Genomic DNA, 18,807 nt, shown 5'->3' with positions numbered 1-18,807 from the left:
GGAGCCGGACCTCGACGTCTGGGGTCGCGCCGCGTGCCTTGACCAGTTCGTAGAACTCGTTCTTCAGGTCGGTGTGGCGCTGGGTAGGGCATTGCGCGGGACCTGCGCTTCCTGGGCGAGCGCGACGATGGTCAGGGCGCCGTTGGAGTACTTGGCCTGGTCGTTGAGGAGGCGGTGAATGCCGGCGCGGATGCGTTCGCGTTCGTCTGAAGTCGGGCTCATGTGGCGTCCTTGAGAGTGATGCGGGTGCGGTCGTGGGCGTCGGCCAGGTCGCGGAGGCGGACGGAAGGGGTTGAGGGCGTCGTGGTCGCCCAATGCTCTCGGTCCAGCCCTCCGTGCGGCACACCTCCTCCAATCACCTTTAATGCACAAAAGTGGACAGTGTGGACCGTGTGGACGGCGTTCGACCGGGGAGGGATACGAGCATGGCCGTTGAAGCGTCGGGTGTCTTCGAGGAACAGGCGCGTGCCCAGCTGACGGATCAGCTCACCAGCGCTTTCGCCGACGACTGCAAGCCTGAACAGGTCATCGAGGCGATCGACCGCGCCTGGAAGATGTTCGAGAAGGCGCCGGTCAGGGATTTCGTGCCGTTGCTCGCGGCCAGGATCGTCCGGGAGGAGCTGCGCGGCCTGATCGCCGGACACCGCGGGTGATCCCGCCTGTGGCAGCCCACAGACCGCGATCGCACAGACCTTCGCCGATCTTCAGGTGAAGGCCGGTCTGTCCGCCTCTGGCATGGACGGGGAACCCAGGTGGAGCGTCTCGTCGATCATGAGGCAGATCCTCGTTTCGCTCCCGGCTTCGGCTCCGGGCCTGGCCCGACCCCGGCCGCCCCGGCGCCCTCTTCACCTGGGCGCGGTGCCAGGCGCAGCGTCTGCCAGCCGTCCGCAGCCTGTTCCACTCGCCATGCCGGGGGCCACCGCCGTTCGACATCGCCGGCTGGCGGCGCCACGCGCACGCTGTCCAGTTCCGCCAGCTCCAGCCCCGTCGCGCCGCTGAACTCGGCGCTGCCGATGAAGGTCGCCTTGCTGAACCTGACATCACCGGTGAAGGTTGCCTCGCTGAACTCAGCGTCGCCGGTGAAGGCTGTCGCGCGGAACCCGGCATTGCCGGTGAAGGTTGCCGCTTGGAACCAGGCGTTGTTGGTGAAGGTCGCCTCGCTGAACCTGACATCGCCGGTGAAGGTCGTCGCGCGGAACCCGGCGTGACGGCCGGTGAAGGTCGCCTCGCGGAACAAGGCATCGCGCATGCGGCAGCCGTCCAGGTCGAAGTCGATCAGGGTGGCGCCGGTGAGGTCGAGGCGGATGTCCCGCCAGTGGCGGTCCTTGGAGTCGGCGCTGCGGAGTTGCCACCGGCGACGGGCGGGCGGGTCCTGGTAGCGCAGGTGGTCGGCGAGGATGCGCTGGGCGGTGAGGCGGACCTGGCGCTCCTCGTACGGGTCACGGCCACGGTCTGCGTCCGGGTGGATGGGGCGGGCGCGGGCGGCCCGCTGAGCGGAGCGGGCACGGGCGCCTGCGGCCCGCTGACTGGCGCGGATCTTCTCGTGCCGATCCTGTTCGGCGAGCGGAGTGAACGGCATCCTCAAGTACGCGCAGATCACGTCCACGACGCGCTGCTGCAGCGCTGGGGTGTGCTCGGCGAGGCGTTCCAGGGCGTACAGGCCGGCGAGGCGGACCGGGGCCTGATCGCTGCCGAGTTGGTCGGCGGCCTTGGTGTAGAGCTCGGTGGTCCGGCGCTCGGCGGCGTCGTGCGTGGTGTGCGCGGTGGCCAGTTCCTGGTGCCGCTGGCGGCGTACGGCCAGCAGCAGCGTCACCGCGGCGCCGACGCCGGCTGCGGCCGCCAGCGCGGTACGGGCTGCCTCGATGCGAACCGAGATCTGCTCGACCGGAACCGTGCCCACATCCCGGAGCAGCCACTCAGTGGTGCCCCAGACCGCCGCCCCGATCAGCAGCGCGGCCGGGAGCGCCCACCACCACATCGACCGGGGCACTCGAAGTTCGGGTGGACGGGCAGACGGCTTAGAAGATCGCCGGAGAAGACCCATGACCCATTCCATACCGCCGTTCCACCGATTGCCGAGGGCCATCAATGAACTTGGGCTCGGACCCACGGCGGCCTGCGGTAACACGTCTACTGCGGGGCTCATCCCACCAACCAACCTGAGTGGAGGGCACAGATGGTCTGCGCCCCCCTGTCAGTTGAGCCTGGCCAGAGGCCTGCCGTCTCATGCAGCTGAGGCATCCGAGCGAATGCCTCATGATCAGTGAGACATGCCTCGGGTCGGATGAGACCGGACACCAGGCGGAGAAGGCGGAGAGCTGGCGCCGGTGCTTACGACCGGTGCCCTCTCATATTCCGCGGGCTCGTATTCCTGGCAATGTCACGGGTGAGAAGGAGGTCGTGTGGCTCGGATAGCGGCGTAGTTGTCCCAGTCGGTGGCGAGGGTGGTGGCTCGTTCGGCGGCGAAGCGGGGGTGGCAGCCGACGAGGTCGGCGAGGACGGGGGCGGGGATCTCGCGGAGGAGTTGGTTGAAGGCCGCGGTTCGGCTGGTGTGTGTGATGCCGAGATCTCGGAGCCGTCTGCGTAGGTTCTGCCGGGTGGGGCTCGTTCGCATGCGGTGTACTGCGGTTCGGCTTGTCGGGCTCGGTGTTGGCGGTGGGCGCGGCGCACGCGTGATCTCACCCTGGACTGGGCAGGTCAGCTGGCGGGCCCACCTCGGTTAATTGACTCCTCATCTGAAGGCGACCGTTCGCAGAGACGGTTCGCAACCGAGTGAGGGATCGGCGTCGTTCGGCGCGGGAATCGTCCAGTCGACGGTGGAGTCGGCTCTCACCGAGACGTCGCCCATGTTCGTGGGCCGCTTCGCGCCCACGAACGCCACCTCGATCACCACCTTGGCGACCCGGGTGGAGCGGTTGCGCAGCGTGCCGGATGCCCCGGTCCGGTCGCAGGAGGCGATGGAGAGCACGAGCTGCCGCCGCAGGGCCGACTCGTCGGTCACGTCCTGGGCCTTGGCGGCCTCCTCGCCGGGCAGGTAGGCCAGGCCGCAGCCCGTCGTGACGAGCAATGCGGCCGTCATCGCCAGGAGTCGCGTGCGGGTGCGGCGGATGGCCGTGCCTGATTCCCACCACCCGTGGTGCCTCATGGCCGTACCCCCTTCAAGGGCTCGTCGGCCCCGGTGATGAGGGCGACGAGGCCCTGACCTGTCAACCCGGCCATGGGTTGGTCGGCGATGACGTGCCCGTGGCGCAGGACGACGGCACGAGTGCAGACGTCCAGGACGTGCTGCATGTTGTGGCTCACGAGGATGACCGCCACGTCCTGTGCGGCGAGCCGCTCACACAAGGCGAGGACCTGGGCGGATTGCTCCACCCCCAGCGCCGCGGCCGGCTCGTCCAGCAGGACGATGTGCCGTCCCCACGCGACGGCGCGCCCCACCGCCACCGCCTGCCGCTGGCCGCCGGACAGCAGTCCGACGTCGCTGTGAAAGGAAGGAATGTGGATGCCGAGCCGGTCCAGCGCCTCGTGCGCTGCCCGTTCCATGGCCTTCTTGTCCAGCCAGCCGAGGCGGCCGAGCAGCCCCGGGCGGACGAGTTCGCGGTTGAGGAAGAGGTTGGCGGTGACGTCCATGGATTCCACGACCGCGAGATCCTGGTGAACAGTCTCGATGCCGGCCTCGCGGGCGTCCTCGGGGCGGGCGAAACGGACATGCCTCGCGTCCACGAGAATCTGTCCAGAGGTGGGAGGAATGGACCCGGAGATACACTTGACCAGCGTGGACTTGCCCGCCCCGTTGTCCCCCAGCAAGCCGACCACCTCGCCGCGCCTTACCCGCATGGACACCCCGGAGAGTGCGCGGACGGCTCCGTAGTTCTTGACGAGGTCCTTGACCTCCAGCGCCGGCGCTGCGGCTGCGTGGTCATGCGCGTTCATGCCCGTTCTCCCGCTTCCCGCGCAGCGGCCTCCTGCCGCCTGCGCACGATCTGCGCGGCCAGGGCCGGCAGACCTGCGGCCAGGGCCGGCAGACCTGCGGCCAGGGCCAGGACGACGCCGTTGGCCAGGTACGACTCGTTCGCCCCCACGCCCCACTGCCGCAGCGCGTTGGTGAAGGTGGTGATGAAGACGCAGCCCAGCACGATGCCGGGCACGCTGCCCCGCCCGCCGTCGAAGGCGACGCCTCCCAGCAGGACCGCGGTGAGGACCGCCAGCTCGAAGCCGTTGCCCACGGTGGCAGGACCGCTGTCGAGCTTGCTCGTCTGGATCAGCGCCGCGATCCCGACGCTCAGACCGAGGATCAGATAGAGGGTGATGACGTGGGCCCGCACCGGGATGCCGGCGAGGAAGGCGGCCTTGGCGTTGCCCGCCAGGGCCTGGGTGTGCCTGCCATGCCGGCTGTTGTGCGCGTACAGGAAGAATGCGACGGCGAGTACGGCCGCGATCACCACGGAGAGCGGAAGGTCGATGCCGCGGACGCGGCCCTGGCCGAGGAATTGGAAGATCCTTGGCATGCCTTCGGCGTACTCCGACCCTTGGATCATGAAGGCCAGGCCACGTAGGGCGGCCAGGAGGCCGAGGCTCAGGACGAAGGGGTTGAGCGTGAAGCGGGTCACGGCCCAGCCCTGTGCCATGCCGTAGGCGGCGGCGATGGCCAGGACCAGGGCGCCGACGAGCCAGGGATTCCAGCCCAGGCCACTAGAGGTGGCCATCAACTCGGCCGTCACCACCCCGAGCACCGCGAGCAGGGAGCCCACCGACAGGTCGATGTAGCGGCACATGAGCAGCAGGCCGAACGGTAGCGCCACGATGAGCAGCGTCGCCGACTGTTCCACGATGAGCAGCAGGTTGGTGACGCCGCGAAAGGTCGCCGAGCTGGCCGACCCGGTGGCGGCCAGCCCGATGAGCAGGAGCGCCACGCCGTACTCAGCGGAGTACCTCCGATCGAGGCGTGGCACCTTCGGCCTGATCCGGTGCGTGGTCACCGCCACGGCTCGAACTCCTTGGTGACCCAGTTCTTGGCGGCCTGCGGGTGGTCCGCGGTGAGCGGCGTGTAGTTGAGCCTGACCGAGGCCGGGCCCGAGCCGGTGATGATGTTGTTCGGGATGTCGACCATGATGGGGCCGGTCAGCGGGAGCGCGGCGGAGAACTGGTAAATGCCGTCACCGCCGGTCGCGAGCAGGTCCACGGCCTCGCGTTGACCGTCGACGCCGCCGACGTACACGCTGCCGGGTTTCGCCCCCTTCTGCTTGAACGCCTGGTAGGCGCCGAGCGCGGCCGAATCCACATGGGCCAGCACCATGTCCAGCCCGGGGTCTTTGGCCAGCCAGGTCTCGACGGTCTCCTGCGCTGTTTTCGGGTCGTTGGCGCAGTCCTTCTTCAGCGGAGCCTTCCCGGTCTTGGCGGTGATTTCCTTCTTGGGGATGGTGGAGCGCTTCTGGATCGAGGGCGGTGCGAAGCTGCACGAGATCAGGCCCCAGGAGAAGTTGTCGTAGGTCGTGCCGAATTTCTCATCGATCCAGGCGAGGGCGTCGGCGGCGAGGTCCTGCCCGGCTCCCTCGTCGTTGAAGGTGATGGAGCCGTCGGCCTCCGGGTGTTGGAAGGCGTAGCTGACCATCGTGACGCCCTTCGCCTTCCCGTCCCGCACCACCTTGTTGTACGCCGCGCCGTCACCGCAGAGACCGAGGAAGGTCACCGCTCGCGCGCCGGTCACGATCATGTTCTCCATGTCGGCGACCTGGGCTTCGCACTTGGATTTGGCGCTGCCTTCGATGAGGCTCACGCCGAGTTGCCCGGCCCGTTTCCTGGCCGGACCGACGACCAGGCCGTAGATCGGGGTGTCGTCGAGGCCGAAGCTGAAGCCGAGCTTGTACCCCTTGCCGGTGGCGGAGGCGGTCGCCGCCGGTTCGCCGCCTGTGCCGCCGCAGGCGGCCAGATTGAGGGCGCAAGCCAGCGCGGCGCTCACTGCAATGGTGCGTCGCATGGGACCCTTCCGGTGTTCCATGGCCGCCCTCACGCGCCGATACCGGGCACGAGAAGCGCGGCGGCGTCGATGACGGCCTTCTGGTGTGCCTGCAGGTCGTGCCCTGCGTAACCGCTGGCTATCGGCAGGAACGGGTCGGCGAACGACTTCTCGCCCGCGAGCGTCTCGATCACGGCCAGTCCGCAGAAGGGCACGTAGACCGGGCTGTAGCCGCCCTCGTGCGACATCGCGATGCGCCCGTCGCACACCTCCTGGGCGACGTCCATGAGCCTCTGGGTGAGCTGCCGGTATCCCGAGGAGGTGAGCATCTGCCGGGCCAGCGGATCCATCACGCTGGCGTCGAAGCCACAGGCGACGAGGATCAGGTCAGGGTGGAAACGGTGCACGGCGGTGACGACTACCTGGTCCATGGCGTGCAGGTATCCGCCGTCCCCGGTACCTGCGGGCAGCGGTACGTTGATCGAGCACCCTTCTCCGGCGCCCTTGCCGCGCTCGCTGATCGCGCCGCTGGCCGGCGGGAAGACGTTGTCCTGGTGCAGGGAGATCGTCAGTACGTCGGGATCGTCGTAGAAGGCCGCCTGGGTGCCGTTGCCGTGGTGCACGTCCCAGTCGACGATCGCGATGCGCTCGACGCCCCGCGCGGCCCGCGCGTGCTCGGCGGCGATCGCGATGTTCCCGAATGTGCAGAAGCCCATCCCCGTGTCGGCGAGGGCATGGTGCCCCGGCGGCCGGACGAGCGCGTAGGCGTTGTCCACCACTCCGCTCACGACCGCGTCGACTGCGGCGATGACACCCCCGGCGGCCAGGGTCGCGATCTCATAGCCGCCTCTGCCGAAGGGCGAGAATCCGTCGCCGGCGTCACCACCCTTGGGCAGTTCGCTCTCGGTCCTGATCCGCGCCAGGTGTTCAGGAGTGTGCACCCGGAGGATCTCCTCTTCCGAGGCGTGCCGGGGGACGATCCGCTCCAGCTGGTCGATCAGGCCGGATACCACGATCAGCTCATGCATGCGCCGTTTGGTCTCGGCGTTCTCGAAGTGCGCGAGCGGCTGGATCCCCGTACGCGGATCCGAAGGAAAGAGCCCGCCGCTCGTCCCGGTGTCGTGCCAGCCGAACATCTCGTGGTAGACGTAGCCGGTCGCCATGGTCGCCCTCCTGATGCCGCCGTACCTGCTCTCGGCCGGTGCCGGGAGTGGCCGATTATCGGTAACGAAATGCAACCGGAGCGGGACCATGCAGAACATCCGTATAAATGCGGAGATGTTGGTGCACGGCGTTAAGCTGCTGAAACGGTCTTGTTGCACAGCTTGTCGTGGCAGGCGGCACCGCCTACCGTACGTATTCAAATAGAGCTGTGCAGGACCGGAGGGCGCCATGCCCACGCACCAGCAGATCGCAGCGGCCGCGGAGATCGGCATGTTCGCCACCCGCCCCACCGCGCCGGGGGCGGCACAGGAGGCCCTGCGGCTTTTGACGACGGCGTTGCACTGCGACGCCGCCTCGCTGGTCTGGATGGATCCCTTCGACGACGCACACCGCCCGCTCGCCAGCCTCGGCTACGCCGCCCCGACGGCCCAATCCCTCGCGGTGGAGTTCAGCCGGACCCCCTGGTTCACCATCCTTCTGGAAGGCGAGTTGCCGCCGTCCATCTCCACAGAGGAGACCCAGAGCTTCCGGTGCGGCTGGTTCTACGAAGAGCACATCGCCCCCGCCGGGTTCCGCGATGGGATGACCGGCGCGCTGCGCCGGCAGGGAGCCTATGTGGGCCTGGTACACCTGTCCAGCACGGACGCCAACAGATTCGACCACGAGGTCCGGCAGGTGCTCGCCTCGGTCATGCCCGCGCTCGCGGCCATGGCAGACGCCCAGGGCCGCGCGGCTGAGGCCGTCCCGGCCGATGGCTGTGCCGCGCTCGTCTCCGGCACCTCCATCGTCGCCCTGCCCGGCCGCGAGACCCCGCCGATGTTGGAGGACGATTCCTTCCGTCACGTGGTGGAGGAATTCGTCCGCTCGGGCGGCGCGCGCCTGCACCTGCTCTGGCCCGCAGGCCGCATTTGGTACCGGGTGGCGCTGGTGGCCCCCGAGCTTCCCGTCCCCAGGCCCGAGACGGCCCTCGTTCACTGCCGTCCCACCGACATCCCCTACAGGCTCACCGGCCGTGAGCTGGATGTCCTCACCCGCCTGGCCTTGGGTCGCTCGAACCAGGCCATCGCCGAGGAGTTCTTCCTCTCCCTCCGGACCATCCACACCCATGTGGAGCACATCCTCCGCAAGACCATGACGGCCACCCGCGCCGAGGCCGCCGCGCTCGCCGTCGGCGAAGGCGTCCTGCGCCCTGTCCCCGGCATGCCGCGGCACGTCGGCGTCCGCCGCTTCGTCCAGCGCAGCTGAACCAGTACCTGGCCGGTTGCACGGGAATCGCGGATCTCGTCGTCAGGCGAAAGGAAACCGGCCCAGGTCTGGACACGGCATGACCTGATCGGTTTTCCTCTACGTACGTAGAGGAAAACGCCGAAGGGACCACCATGACCTCCCATGCACACCCCCTCGCACCGCTGACACCGGACGAGATAACGGCCGCCCGCACCGTCCTGGCCGAAGCCGGCCTCCTGGCCGACACCAGCCGGTTCGTCTACCTCGGCCTGGAAGAGCCGGAGAAGGACCTCCTGATCGCCTACATCCCAGGCAACGCAGTCGACCGCCGTGTACGGGTGCTGCTGCACGACATCGCGGGCGCGCCCGCCCGTGATGTCGTCGTCTCCCTCACCCGCCGAGCGATCGACTCCGATCGGACGCTGGACGCCGCCAAGGACGGCCAACTCCCCATTCTCGAGGAGGAGTTCGGTGTGGTCGAAGAGATCCTGGCGACCGACGAGCGGTGGCTGGCCGCGCTCGAGAGCCGCGGCCTGGACGTGGCGCAGGTGCGCGTCGCTCCGCTCTCCGCCGGCGTATACGCGGACGAGTACCCGGAGGAGTCCGGACGCCGCATCCTGCGCGGCCTCGCCTTCGTCCAGAACCACCAGCAGGACCATGCCTGGGCCCACCCCGTCGACGGCCTCGTCGCCTATGTGGACGTACGGAACAAGACCGTCGACCAGGTCATCGACGTCGGCCCCATCCCGGTCCCCGCCGCCTCCGGCAACTTCGACGATCCCGCCGTCACCGGTCCCCCGCGCACCACCCAGAAGCCCCTCGAGATCATCCAGCCCGAGGGGCCCAGCTTCACCCTCGACGGCAACCTCCTCCGATGGGAGAACTGGTCCCTGCGCATCGGCTTCGACGCCCGAGAGGGCCTGGTCCTCCACCAGATCGCCTTCCACGACCGTGACAAGGGACGCGAGCGTCCGGTCATCCATCGCGCCTCGATCGCGGAGATGGTCGTCCCGTACGCCGACCCCTCGCCGGCCCGCTCCTGGCAGAACTACTTCGACACCGGCGAATTCTTGATCGGCAGGTTCGCCAACGCCCTCCAGCTCGGCTGCGACTGCGTCGGCGACATCACCTACCTCGATGCCGTCGTCGCCGACGAGTCAGGTGCCCCGCGCACCCTGACGAATGCGATCTGCCTCCACGAGGAGGACTACGGCATCCTCTGGAAGCACACTGACCTGTGGGCCGGATCCGCCGAGACCCGGCGTCAGCGCCGCATGGTGCTCTCGTTCTTCACCACCGTCGGCAACTACGACTACGGCTTCTACTGGTACCTGTACCTGGATGGGACCATCGAATTCGAGGCCAAGGCCACTGGCGTCGTCTTCACCTCCGCCCACCCGGGCGGCGACTATCCCTATGCCACCGAGATAGCTCCCGGGCTCGGCGCGCCCTATCACCAGCACCTGTTCTGTGCTCGCCTGGACATGGCCCTCGACGGGGTGACGAACCGGGTCGAGGAGGTCGATGTCGTACGGATACCGGTGGGCGCGGACAACCCACGCGGAAACGCGTTCACGTATAAGCGCACACCACTGACGGCCGAATCCGAGGCCCAGCGCACCGCTGACATGAGCGTCGACCGTGTCTGGCACGTCTCGAACCCCGAGTCGCTCAACTCCCTGGGTACGCCGGTGGGCTACACCCTGCACCCCGAGGGCAAGCCGACGCTGCTGGCCGACCCTGGCTCGTCCATCGCTGCCCGCGCGGCCTTCGCGACCAAGCACCTGTGGGTCACCGCGTACGACCCCGCTGAGCGCTACCCTGCCGGCGACTTCGTCAACCAGCATCCCGGAGGCGCGGGCCTGCCCGTCTACGCTGCCGCCGGCCGTAGTCTCGACGGCCGCTCGCTCGTCGTCTGGCACACGTTCGGCCTCACCCACGCGCCCCGTCTCGAGGACTGGCCGATCATGCCCGTCGACTACACCGGCTTCAAGCTGAAGCCTGTCGGCTTCTTTGACCGCAATCCCACGCTGGACGTTCCCGCGAATGCCGGCGGCTCGCACGGATGCTGCGATGCATGAGTTGCCGGCAGAGGCTGCGGCGGCTGCGGCCAGCCGCTGTCGAGAAGAGCCGGCGGCAAGTACACGCTACTGCTGCGGCCCGCGGACTTCACCCGCGGCTACTCCGCCGAGCCCGCGCTCCATCCCTCCGATTGCGCCCGGTACGCGATCGAGGCGTGCCCGCTGTTGATCCTCCGTGAGTTCGTGAATTCTGAAGGGCCGTTGAGCGCGAACCGAAGGGTAAAGACCAACAGAGAACGCTTCGGGGACTTGGGTTCACTTCAATGCTGTGCGGACTTTCGCGAAGAAGGCGGAATCCGTCGCCATTCGTACAAGGAACTGCTGGTGAGCATAGCTACCCATCCCGGAGAGCCAGGTCGTCTCAGGTAGTCGCCGCAGTGCGAGGACGGTCTCGCGCGGCTTCTGACCTGGCCGGACGATGTACATGGCCTCGCTGATGGCGCCGGGCAGCGAGCCGCCCTTGGTGCCGATGAGGAGCGTGTCGGGATCGGCGCCGGGCTGGCGCATCGGCCATTCCAGATGCCGGCTCGCCGTCTTGTCCGTCCTGAGTCCGGCGAGCACTCTGCGCAGAACGCCAGGTTCGATGCGGGTCACGGTTTCGCTCCAGGCAGCCTGCTGGGCAAAGCCGGGAAGCGTGAGCCGCACCGGTTTTCCGGCCTTGACGTAGTTCTTCATGCAGACGTCGGCGGGGAGCGTGCAGCCACCGAAAGCACGGAGCACCTCGCCGTTGATGGTGCTGACGCGAGTTTGCGCGATCTTGCGCAGCGCGCCGGGGCCGAGGCGGTCGCGCAGCAGGTCGGCGGCGGCGTTGTCACTCTCTTCGATCATGGCGGAGACGAGCTGGTCGAGCGTGACGCTCGTACCGGGCTTGAGTCGTTGCAGCGCCGCTTCGTGGGCGCCGCCATCGGTGCCGGGCAGGTGGTAGGAGTTCCACAGGGCCACGGAGACGTGTTCGTCCGGCTTGGTCTTTCCCTGGCGGACGGCGTCGGTGTAGGCGGCGAGGTGGATGATCTTGATGGCCGACGCCACGGGGGCGAGGCGGTCGGCATGGTGGCTGATGCCCTGCGTCACCAGCGCGACGTCGTCGGGATGAGCGCGGATGTAGGCGAGTACGGCCTCGGCGTCCGTGAGGTCATCGGGGGCGGCGGGCATCGGGGCTGCCAGCAGGGGAGCCAGGAGCATGGCGACGATGGTTCGCATATATCCAGTCCAACCTTTCGAGATGATCGGTCAGTTACCGCGTTCAGCCGCGAGGGGTGCCCTCGGTGATCTGCCGGAGTATGGACGTGTAGCTCTGGAAGGCGTCGCGCCCTTCGTCGGTCAGCGCCAGCCAGGTTCGAGGGCGTTTGCCGACGAAGCCTTTCGTCACCCGTACGTAGCCCGCCTTCTCCAGCGTTTGGATGTGCTTGGACAGCAGCGAGTCGCTGACCTCGATCGTGTCTCTCAGGAAGCCGAACTCAGCCGTTTCCGCCGCCGCGAGCATGGCCATGATGGACAGCCGCACCGGGGCGTGGATGATCTCGTCGAGCGCGTGCCGGGGATGGCTCACCGGTCATCCGTGGAGCGGAACATGCGCACCGCGCCATACAGCAGGGGGGCGCTCGCGATCAGGGCGATCAGTACACCGGCCACCGCCCACAGAGGGCCTGGCTCCTGCGGGTGCAGGAACATGTTGTAGAGCGCCCCGATCACGGTCGTCCCAACGAACGCCGCGGTGACGGAGAACGAGAGCCGGTAGTGCCGCCGGTCGTAGACGCGCTGGCGGGAGATGTGAATGAACCCGGCCACGGTAAGGGCGCCGATTGCCAGAGTGGCGTAATTCTTGACCGTTGCGGGGCCGAGCAGCGTGACCAGCCAGTAGCCGGTGACTCCGAGCCACATCCCCAGGTAGAAGCGCGCGACCCGTCGGCTGGACTTCCGCACTGCGCCCTGCGCGCGGTCCACTTCGCGAAGGGCGGCTTCCGCTGACAAGTCGTCATGTTCCGGCATGTTTCCTCCAGCTCACATTCTTGACTCTTAAGAGAGTACTCAACTTCCGTTCAAGTATCCAGAGATGAATGGATCACCCCAGATGGGCCGGATGATCAGTGAGCGGGCTGGCCAGCGCGGAAAGTGAGGTGTCGCCGGAAGGCCGGCTAGGCCGGGGGCCTGACCTTCAGCGATTGGTCGAACGGGTGACATCTGCCGGCTGGGAGCCCCAGCCCGAGAGCGATTCGGCGACGCCGCCAGCAGGTCTTCGCCCCCGACATGCTTGAATCTCCGGCACCGCACAGTCAAGCGCGGCCTACGGGATCCCCCTTTCGCGGCGGAGATCTCCGCCGCCGTTCCGGTGAGCCCTCAGGAACTGGTGTCCTGGGTTTGCTCCTGCAGGTCGGGATGACCGAGCGTCTTGATGTAGCGAAGCGCTCCGTTGACGATGAGGCCAAACATGTCGCAGACACGGCGGAGATCACCTACGCTGCCGCGAGCCTCGTCAAGGATGCGATCTTCCCGCAGTTCTTGTGCGCGGAAGCCGAGGACCTTGTTCACCCATTTGTAGGTCGTCTGGGCAACGCCCGTGGCGATCGCGTGATTGATGAATACGTGCGGGTTGGCGGTGTGTGGCCATCTCGACGACCGGTGCTTGAGATAGGCGGCTATAGTCGCACTCCAACCTGGGGTGCCAACAAGATGACCTGGTCGTCAATGTAGAGGCGGCCGTCGCGGAGAGCTTGTCACCTGAAGAGTGATACCCCCGCGGGATCGGCAGGGCGAGCCGGGCTGGGCCAGGCAGCGCGGGCAGGCGCGCGGTAGATAGCAGGGTGTCCGAGTATTGGCTGCGCTGTTCTTACGGCCTGTGCGCGGTGGTGAGGAAGTCCAGGACGAGGGGGCTGGCGTGGGTGCGGCACTCCTTGAAGTAGGCGTGCCGGCCATTGGGGACTAGGTGCAGTCGGGCGTCGGGGATGCGGTCGGCGAGCAGGGGTGCGTTGGCGGTGGGGTTGAGCAGGTCGTCGCTTCCGTGGACGACCAGGGTGGGGGCGCTGATGTCCGGCAGGAGGTCCCAGGCGTTGTGCTGGTTGCTGGCCGCGAGGTGGTGGCGCCGGGCGTGGGCAGGCATGCGAGGGTCGCCGAGGGTGTGGTGCGGGCCGGGATGGGAGGCGAGCCATCGAGGGGTGTACATCAGCTCCAGCAGGGCCTGTCGCGCGGCTCCAGGCTGAGGTTGCGTCAGGGCTTGGCGGACGTCGTTGCCGCGTTCGACGCTGTGCGGGCCGCCGGGTGAGGTGCAGCCGAGAACCAGGGCGCCTACCCGGTGGGGGTGGCGGGCCGCGATCTGCTGGGCCACTCGTCCGCCCATGGACGTGCCGTAGACGTCGGCCCGGTCGATGCCGAGTTCGTCGAGGACGGCGATGACGTCCTGGGCGAACAGTTCGGTGCTGTAGGGGGTGTCGGGCTTGTCGCTGTCGCCGGTGCCGCGGTAGTCGAGCGTGAGGGTGCTGCGAGCGGGATGGAAGTCGGCACGAACCGCATCCCACCAGTGGTGGTTGTTGGCCTGGCCCGCCAGCAGGACCAGCGGCGCCCCCTGGCCTTGGAGCTGGTAGGCGATGCGGGTTCCGTCCGGTGTCATGGCGTACGTCATCGGCTTCCTCGCTCCCGTGCCGTCGGGCAGAGTACCCGCGTGGCCCCGGGCCTGAGCGGACGGCGAAGCCGGGGCGATCGTTTCGGTGTGCTTCGTCGCCACCGGTCATACAGGGCAACCTCATGGCTGCCAGTACAAAGGGCGGCAGATGCCTCGAACGGTCGGGCGCTGGAAGAAGTACCGGCCCGGCCCTCAGAAACCTGCTGCCACCGCGGCGCCCAGCCCCAGCAGGACGACGCCGGTGGCCACGCTGAGTCCCCGCAGGACGGTCGGCTGCGATACCAGGGCGCGCCCTCGGCTGACGGCCCAGGTGAGCAACATGTACCAGGAGGCGCTGACGAGCGCCCACAGGGCTCCCAGGGCGACGGTTGACAGGAACACCGGGCCTTTCGCGGTCACGAACTGGGGCAGCACCGAGACGGCGAACACGCCCGCCTTGGGGTTGCCGAGGTTGGTGATCAGGCCGGTGAGATATCCGCCCGCGAAGCCGGTGCGGCGCCCGCCCTCGTGGGGCGGGCGGGTGGAGACGGTGGTGAGCGCGGTCCGTAGCGTGTTCACCCCGAGGATCATCAGCACGATGCCGCCTGCGATCCGGAGCACCGCGTACGCGGTGGGGCTGGCCAGCAGGACGGCGGACAGCCCGGCCGCGGCGGCCGTGGACCACAGCAGGAAGCCGGTGGCGTTGCCCGCGAGCGTGCCTCGGAGCGTACGTCCGCCTTCCAGAACCTGCCGGATCATCAGGGCTTGACTCGCGCCTGGCAGCATGGCCAGCAGCAAGGTGGTGGCGATGAAAACGGGCACATGCGTGGGCATGGGGAAAGAACCCCTTCCGGGGATTGCGGCCGATGTGTGTACCACCAGGCTTCCTGTCTCGCGCCCCTAAGAGAAGTTAAATTAGGAGGGTGCAGCGTTAGGATTAGTGAATGCTGGTGGATCCGGGACAGCTGCGGCTTCTCGCGTTGATCGAGCGGCACGGCTCCTTGGCGGCGGCGGCTCACGCACTCCAACTCACGCCCGCGGCGGTCACCCAGCAGGTGGTCAAGGCCGAGCGCGACTGGCAGGTGCCGCTGGTCATCCGTGGTCCTCGCGGAGCAACGCTCACCGCGGCCGGTGCGCTGCTGGCCTCCCATGGTCGAACTGTGGAGGAGGCATCGGACAGGGCCGAGGCGGAACTGGCCGCACTGCTCGGTCACCTCTCGCTCCGTCTGCGGATCGGGACGTTCCAGGCGGCTGCCCTGCACCTGCTGCCACCGGCCCTGACGACTCTGCGGCACCGCCATCCGGACGCCGACGTCTCGGTCGTAGACGTGGTGTCCGGACGAGGAGCGGACGAGATCAGCGCGGGGCGCCAGGACGTGGCCATCGTCGCGTCCTGGGGCACGCCGCTCGCGCCGCCCCCACACGTACGGGCCCACTCGCTCCTGTTGGACCCGATGGTCGTGGTTCTCCCCGATGACCATCCACTGGCCACCGGGCAGCCCGCGGACACCGAACTTCACCTGGAACAACTGCGCGACGAATCGTGGGTTTCCATCCTGGCCGGCCATGCCGCCCGCGAACAGTTCCACGACGCTGCCCGCGAGGCCGGCTTCACTCCCACCGTGCGGTTCGAGACCGAGTCCTACGACGTCGCCCAGGCCCTCGTCGGCACAGGCATCGCAGTGGCCCTGGTCTCGCGTCTGGCCCTGACCCATGCGCCTGGCACCACCCATCGCGAACTGGCCCACCCCAGGCCCTACCGCCAGCTCTACGCCGTGACCAAAACCGACGCCAGCCTCACACCACTCGCAGACATGCTCATCGACCTCCTACGTGATGTCGCCCGCGACATCACCGCCACCTGGGAGGCTCCCCTGCAAGAAGAACAACGCTCATCGAACTCACCGCACGGAGCCTGAAAAGCCCCTGGTTCTGACCCCTGGTTCTGAATCGACACCGCCTGGTCCGGAGCGGCCGGCTGCGGGCTGCGGTTCCTCCGTCCGCTGGCCGGGGATGGGCGTGGCGAGGCCAAGATCGAGCCTCGGCACACTGGCGGCGGATGCTTTCCTGCCTGGCCTGAAATTCTGCCGTCGGCCGCGGACACGTAGGAAGTGAAAGCCCGCAGCGTTCGAAAGGCCTGACGAGGATGACGCGTGAGTGAACAAGACGATCGGTCCCGATTTGAGGCGGTGTACCGGCGAACCTATGAGCAGATCCTCGGATATGCCATGCGGCGGTGTTCCTCTCCTGAGGACGCCGCCGATGTTGTGGCCGAGACCTATGTGATCGCCTGGCGGCGGATAACCGAGCTCCCTGACGCCGAGGCCGGCAAGCTCTGGCTGTACGGCGTGGCCCGTCGGGTCCTGGCCAACCACCGCCGTAGCGAGCGGCGCAGGCTCACCCGGCACACCGAACTCACCGAACTCACCGAACTCACCGAACTCACCGAACTCACCGACGAGATCGAACACCTTTATGCCGCCCCTCCCACCACAGTGAGCAGGACGGCGTGGGCGAAGCCATGGACATGCTCGCCGACAGCGATCGAGAACTGCTGGCACTGACCCTTTGGGAGGGGCTCGACCCCGGCGAGATCGCCACAGTGCTGGGCTGTTCCCGCAACGCCGCCCGGATCCGCCTGCACCGGGCCCGCAAGCGCTTCGGTAGCGGCTATCGGCCCTGCGATGCTGTCTAACAGCACGATCTCTGTCGCGCCTCAGCCCAGCACGTCGGTGTCCGCGACGGCCGAACCGACCGCCCGGCAAATCCTGCTCGCTGCTGCCGTCGCCATGGAGAGGGCCCCTGCGAGCGGCGACTACTGGCGCACCGCGACCGTCAACCAGTGGATGTTGACCGACCCCACCCGCAGCTATGTGCTCGAGGGCAGCCGGTCCCTTGAGACGTGGCTGGCGAAGCGGCCGGATCTGCAGTACTGGCGCATCCGGCAGGATCTCGGCGTCAAGCCCGCGACCCCGCAAGACGAGGCGGCCTGGCGGGCCGCGGGGGCGCCCACCAGCTGGCGATACCCCAAGAACATGAAGACGGAGAACCTGTTCTCCGTCCCCTCCAGGCCGGTGGAGGCGGCGGCAGGTGAGCGAACCGCCGAACGGCTTCACGGCAAGTGGAAGGGCTCGGCCGGTGACATGGCGGGGGACTCGATGACCTGGAAGGAGGTGCACGCGATCCCGAGCGAGCCCGACAAGCTCCAGCGATACCTAGAAGAGCGCATCGGCCAGCTGGAGCTGGCCGGATCCGGGATGGACGTGGAGGAGGCGAGGGCGCACATCCTTCTGCGAGACTGTGTGGGCATCATCAGTGGCCTGCCGGCCTCGCCCGAGGTTCGGGCATCCGCGTACCGGATCCTTGCGTCTCTGCCCGGCATACGGGCCGAGGGGGAGATGACAGATCCGCTGGGCCGGCGCGGGCAGGCGCTCACCTATCAGGAGGAAATAGAGCCGGGCCTGTTCACCCAGGTTCAGCTCGTGGTCGATCCCAGCACCGGCCTGCTTCTTGCCGAGGTGAGGACGAACACCACCAAGCTCGCGAACGGGCGGCAGGCGGAGCTGCGTCTCTCCACCTCGTTCCAGGCGATCGGCTGGACCAACGACCGCCCAGAACTGCCCACGCATCGGAACTGAGTCGCTCACAAATCCGCGCGTGCGAGGGCCGGAAGAGGGGGCGGCGGCGCATCGTCTTCTTAGTGATCATCGCCGCCAGGCGCTGGCCGGGGCTGGCGGCGGGCACATCATGGGCATCCTCGAAGGCGGCGCCGTACCCCAGCTGCTCATCCCGCAACCGATCGAGCCTGTGGAAACAAGGCCGGTTCCCCTTCGACAAGCTCATCACCACCTTCCCCCTCAGCGAGATCAACCAGGCCGAAGCCGCCACCATCGCTGGCTCCGCGATCAAGCCCGTGCTGCTCCCCGGCCCGTGAGCCCGGCCATGGCTCCATGACAGACTCGGGTCCATGCGAGCGGAGGCGACGGGAACGACCGGCCGAGGGCGCCCGGCAGACCCCGACATCGAACAGCGGGTACTCTCCGCCGCCCTCACAGTGTACGGAGAGGTCGGCTGGGCCGGATTCGCCCTCGACGCCGTCGCCGGCCGCGCACCGGTCGGCAAGGCCGCCCTCTACCGTCGGTGGCCCACCAAGGAGGCGCTGCTCCTGGCCGCCTTCGAACACCTCGCCGAACCGCCGGAACCCGATGGGGTGCCCGCCGGCCTGCGCGAATGCCTGATCAACATCGCCGGACAGGTCGTCGACATGTTCGTCGGCCCCAAGGCCATGGTCCTTCCCCGCATCCTGATCGAGGCGGCGCGGTACCCCCGCACTTCGATGAAATGGTGCAGAACATCGTCCGGGCCCGCTTCAGCACCGGCCGGTCGATCATCCAGGCCGCACTCGACAACGGTGACCTCCCAGAGGACACCTCACCCGATCTGATCGTCGACGCCGTCATGGGCGGCGTCCTCCGGCTCATCGTGCTGACCCCGGGTGCCCAGCGGGCCGCCATCAGCGCCGACCGGGACCGCGACGCCCGGACCGTCGCCGACCACGTCCTCCAGGCCCTCAGCCCGACAGACAGCACCCGCTGAAGCGCCCTGGCCCGGGGAGTTGCATGGCGCCGTAGCCGAGACGATTGACGCTTAATGACACCCCGAACCGCCACGGGAACCATCACCGCCGCCGTGACCGGCTAGACGAGTAAGTCCTAAGTCGTTGGGGGTGCGGGGACGACGAAGAGTGTTGAGGATCGATGTGTGACGAACGATCTCAACACCCT

The 18,807-nt window shown here is 68.0% G+C and carries 24 protein-coding genes; 10 read left to right on the top strand and 14 right to left on the bottom strand.

Features of this window, described 5'->3' with window-relative positions; translation table 11 throughout:
* Positions 1-63: 63 nt before the first annotated feature.
* Positions 64-222: a hypothetical protein gene (locus EJK15_RS73030; protein ID WP_206061196.1), complete on the bottom strand. Its 159-nt coding sequence runs from the start codon at positions 220-222 to the stop codon at positions 64-66.
* A 203-nt stretch (positions 223-425) separates the two neighbouring features.
* On the opposite strand from EJK15_RS73030, the gene EJK15_RS31365 reads away from it, so the two are divergent.
* Positions 426-653, top strand: a complete 228-nt coding sequence (locus tag EJK15_RS31365) for a three-helix bundle dimerization domain-containing protein (RefSeq protein WP_138714096.1) — start codon at positions 426-428, stop codon at positions 651-653.
* 116 nt (positions 654-769) lie between these two features.
* Here EJK15_RS31365 and EJK15_RS31360 read toward each other — a convergent pair whose 3' ends face one another.
* The 7 genes from EJK15_RS31360 to EJK15_RS31330 all read right to left on the bottom strand — a co-directional run bounded on the left by EJK15_RS31360 (position 770) and on the right by EJK15_RS31330 (position 7,119).
* Positions 770-1,990, bottom strand: a complete 1,221-nt coding sequence (locus tag EJK15_RS31360) for a pentapeptide repeat-containing protein (protein WP_138714095.1) — start codon at positions 1,988-1,990, stop codon at positions 770-772.
* 390 nt (positions 1,991-2,380) lie between these two features.
* Complete coding sequence (locus tag EJK15_RS31355) at positions 2,381-2,614, bottom strand: hypothetical protein (RefSeq protein ID WP_138714094.1); 234 nt, start codon at positions 2,612-2,614, stop codon at positions 2,381-2,383.
* Between the two features lie 117 nt (positions 2,615-2,731).
* A complete protein-coding gene (locus EJK15_RS31350; RefSeq protein WP_138714093.1) occupies positions 2,732-3,145 on the bottom strand; it encodes a hypothetical protein in 414 nt (137 codons plus the stop codon).
* Positions 3,142-3,933 (bottom strand): ATP-binding cassette domain-containing protein, encoded by a 792-nt coding sequence (locus tag EJK15_RS31345; RefSeq protein WP_138714092.1) that lies wholly within the window; start codon positions 3,931-3,933, stop codon positions 3,142-3,144. Before EJK15_RS31345 ends, EJK15_RS31350 begins: the two co-directional genes overlap by 4 nt.
* Entirely contained in the window at positions 3,930-4,985 is a 1,056-nt protein-coding gene (locus tag EJK15_RS31340) for an ABC transporter permease (RefSeq protein WP_171074636.1), read from the bottom strand. Before EJK15_RS31340 ends, EJK15_RS31345 begins: the two co-directional genes overlap by 4 nt.
* Positions 4,976-5,977 (bottom strand): sugar ABC transporter substrate-binding protein, encoded by a 1,002-nt coding sequence (locus EJK15_RS31335; RefSeq protein ID WP_171074635.1) that lies wholly within the window; start codon positions 5,975-5,977, stop codon positions 4,976-4,978. Before EJK15_RS31335 ends, EJK15_RS31340 begins: the two co-directional genes overlap by 10 nt.
* Positions 5,978-6,006: 29 nt before the next feature.
* Positions 6,007-7,119: a class II histone deacetylase gene (locus EJK15_RS31330; RefSeq protein WP_138714089.1), complete on the bottom strand. Its 1,113-nt coding sequence runs from the start codon at positions 7,117-7,119 to the stop codon at positions 6,007-6,009.
* 229 nt (positions 7,120-7,348) lie between these two features.
* On the opposite strand from EJK15_RS31330, the gene EJK15_RS31325 reads away from it, so the two are divergent.
* Together EJK15_RS31325 and EJK15_RS31320 are read left to right on the top strand one after the other, a co-directional pair.
* Entirely contained in the window at positions 7,349-8,365 is a 1,017-nt protein-coding gene (locus EJK15_RS31325; RefSeq protein WP_138714088.1) for a helix-turn-helix transcriptional regulator, read from the top strand.
* Positions 8,366-8,499: 134 nt separating this feature from the next.
* Entirely contained in the window at positions 8,500-10,428 is a 1,929-nt protein-coding gene (locus EJK15_RS31320) for a primary-amine oxidase (protein ID WP_138714087.1), read from the top strand.
* Between the two features lie 255 nt (positions 10,429-10,683).
* Here the strand turns inward: EJK15_RS31320 and EJK15_RS31315 are convergent, their stop codons facing one another.
* The 6 genes from EJK15_RS31315 to EJK15_RS31290 form a co-directional block, all read right to left on the bottom strand.
* Positions 10,684-11,628 carry a serine hydrolase gene (locus tag EJK15_RS31315; RefSeq protein ID WP_138714086.1) on the bottom strand — a complete coding sequence of 315 codons (945 nt, stop codon included), beginning with the start codon at positions 11,626-11,628 and terminating at the stop codon, positions 10,684-10,686.
* Between the two features lie 43 nt (positions 11,629-11,671).
* Positions 11,672-11,977: a winged helix-turn-helix domain-containing protein gene (locus EJK15_RS31310; RefSeq protein ID WP_138714085.1), complete on the bottom strand. Its 306-nt coding sequence runs from the start codon at positions 11,975-11,977 to the stop codon at positions 11,672-11,674.
* Positions 11,974-12,417, bottom strand: a complete 444-nt coding sequence (locus EJK15_RS31305) for a hypothetical protein (RefSeq protein ID WP_138714084.1) — start codon at positions 12,415-12,417, stop codon at positions 11,974-11,976. Before EJK15_RS31305 ends, EJK15_RS31310 begins: the two co-directional genes overlap by 4 nt.
* Positions 12,418-12,765: 348 nt before the next feature.
* The gene (locus tag EJK15_RS31300; protein WP_138714083.1) at positions 12,766-12,957 is read right to left on the bottom strand and encodes a hypothetical protein; all 192 of its coding nucleotides are present in this window, start codon (positions 12,955-12,957) and stop codon (positions 12,766-12,768) included.
* Positions 12,958-13,255: 298 nt separating this feature from the next.
* Complete coding sequence (locus tag EJK15_RS31295) at positions 13,256-14,044, bottom strand: alpha/beta fold hydrolase (protein WP_138714082.1); 789 nt, start codon at positions 14,042-14,044, stop codon at positions 13,256-13,258.
* Between the two features lie 192 nt (positions 14,045-14,236).
* Positions 14,237-14,857, bottom strand: coding sequence for a LysE family translocator (locus tag EJK15_RS31290; protein ID WP_138714081.1), 621 nt, complete (start codon positions 14,855-14,857; stop codon positions 14,237-14,239).
* Positions 14,858-14,967: 110 nt separating this feature from the next.
* Here EJK15_RS31290 and EJK15_RS31285 point away from each other — a divergent pair, with 110 nt between their 5' ends.
* The 7 genes from EJK15_RS31285 (at position 14,968) to EJK15_RS31260 (ending at position 18,619) form a co-directional block, all read left to right on the top strand.
* Entirely contained in the window at positions 14,968-15,942 is a 975-nt protein-coding gene (locus tag EJK15_RS31285) for a LysR family transcriptional regulator (RefSeq protein ID WP_138714080.1), read from the top strand.
* 234 nt (positions 15,943-16,176) lie between these two features.
* Positions 16,177-16,587, top strand: coding sequence for an RNA polymerase sigma factor (locus EJK15_RS31280; protein WP_240777338.1), 411 nt, complete (start codon positions 16,177-16,179; stop codon positions 16,585-16,587).
* Complete coding sequence (locus EJK15_RS74935) at positions 16,545-16,718, top strand: RNA polymerase sigma factor (protein WP_240777337.1); 174 nt, start codon at positions 16,545-16,547, stop codon at positions 16,716-16,718. The genes EJK15_RS31280 and EJK15_RS74935 overlap by 43 nt, the downstream gene beginning before the upstream one ends.
* Complete coding sequence (locus tag EJK15_RS31275) at positions 16,708-17,661, top strand: hypothetical protein (protein ID WP_138714079.1); 954 nt, start codon at positions 16,708-16,710, stop codon at positions 17,659-17,661. The genes EJK15_RS74935 and EJK15_RS31275 overlap by 11 nt, the downstream gene beginning before the upstream one ends.
* Before the next feature lie 62 nt (positions 17,662-17,723).
* The gene (locus tag EJK15_RS31270; protein WP_206061195.1) at positions 17,724-17,957 is read left to right on the top strand and encodes a hypothetical protein; all 234 of its coding nucleotides are present in this window, start codon (positions 17,724-17,726) and stop codon (positions 17,955-17,957) included.
* A gap of 33 nt (positions 17,958-17,990) precedes the next feature.
* On the top strand, positions 17,991-18,467 hold the full coding sequence (locus EJK15_RS31265; protein ID WP_138714078.1) for a TetR/AcrR family transcriptional regulator: 477 nt from the start codon (positions 17,991-17,993) through the stop codon (positions 18,465-18,467).
* Positions 18,365-18,619, top strand: coding sequence for an RNA-binding protein (locus EJK15_RS31260; RefSeq protein ID WP_138714077.1), 255 nt, complete (start codon positions 18,365-18,367; stop codon positions 18,617-18,619). Before EJK15_RS31265 ends, EJK15_RS31260 begins: the two co-directional genes overlap by 103 nt.
* The last annotated feature ends 188 nt before the right edge of the window (positions 18,620-18,807 follow it).

Origin of the sequence: Nonomuraea basaltis (genome assembly GCF_005893125.1) — a bacterium.
Taxonomy (GTDB): domain Bacteria; phylum Actinomycetota; class Actinomycetes; order Streptosporangiales; family Streptosporangiaceae; genus Nonomuraea; species Nonomuraea basaltis.
Note: the sequence above shows the minus strand (reverse complement) of the source record. Positions and strands in the feature narration are given on the sequence as shown.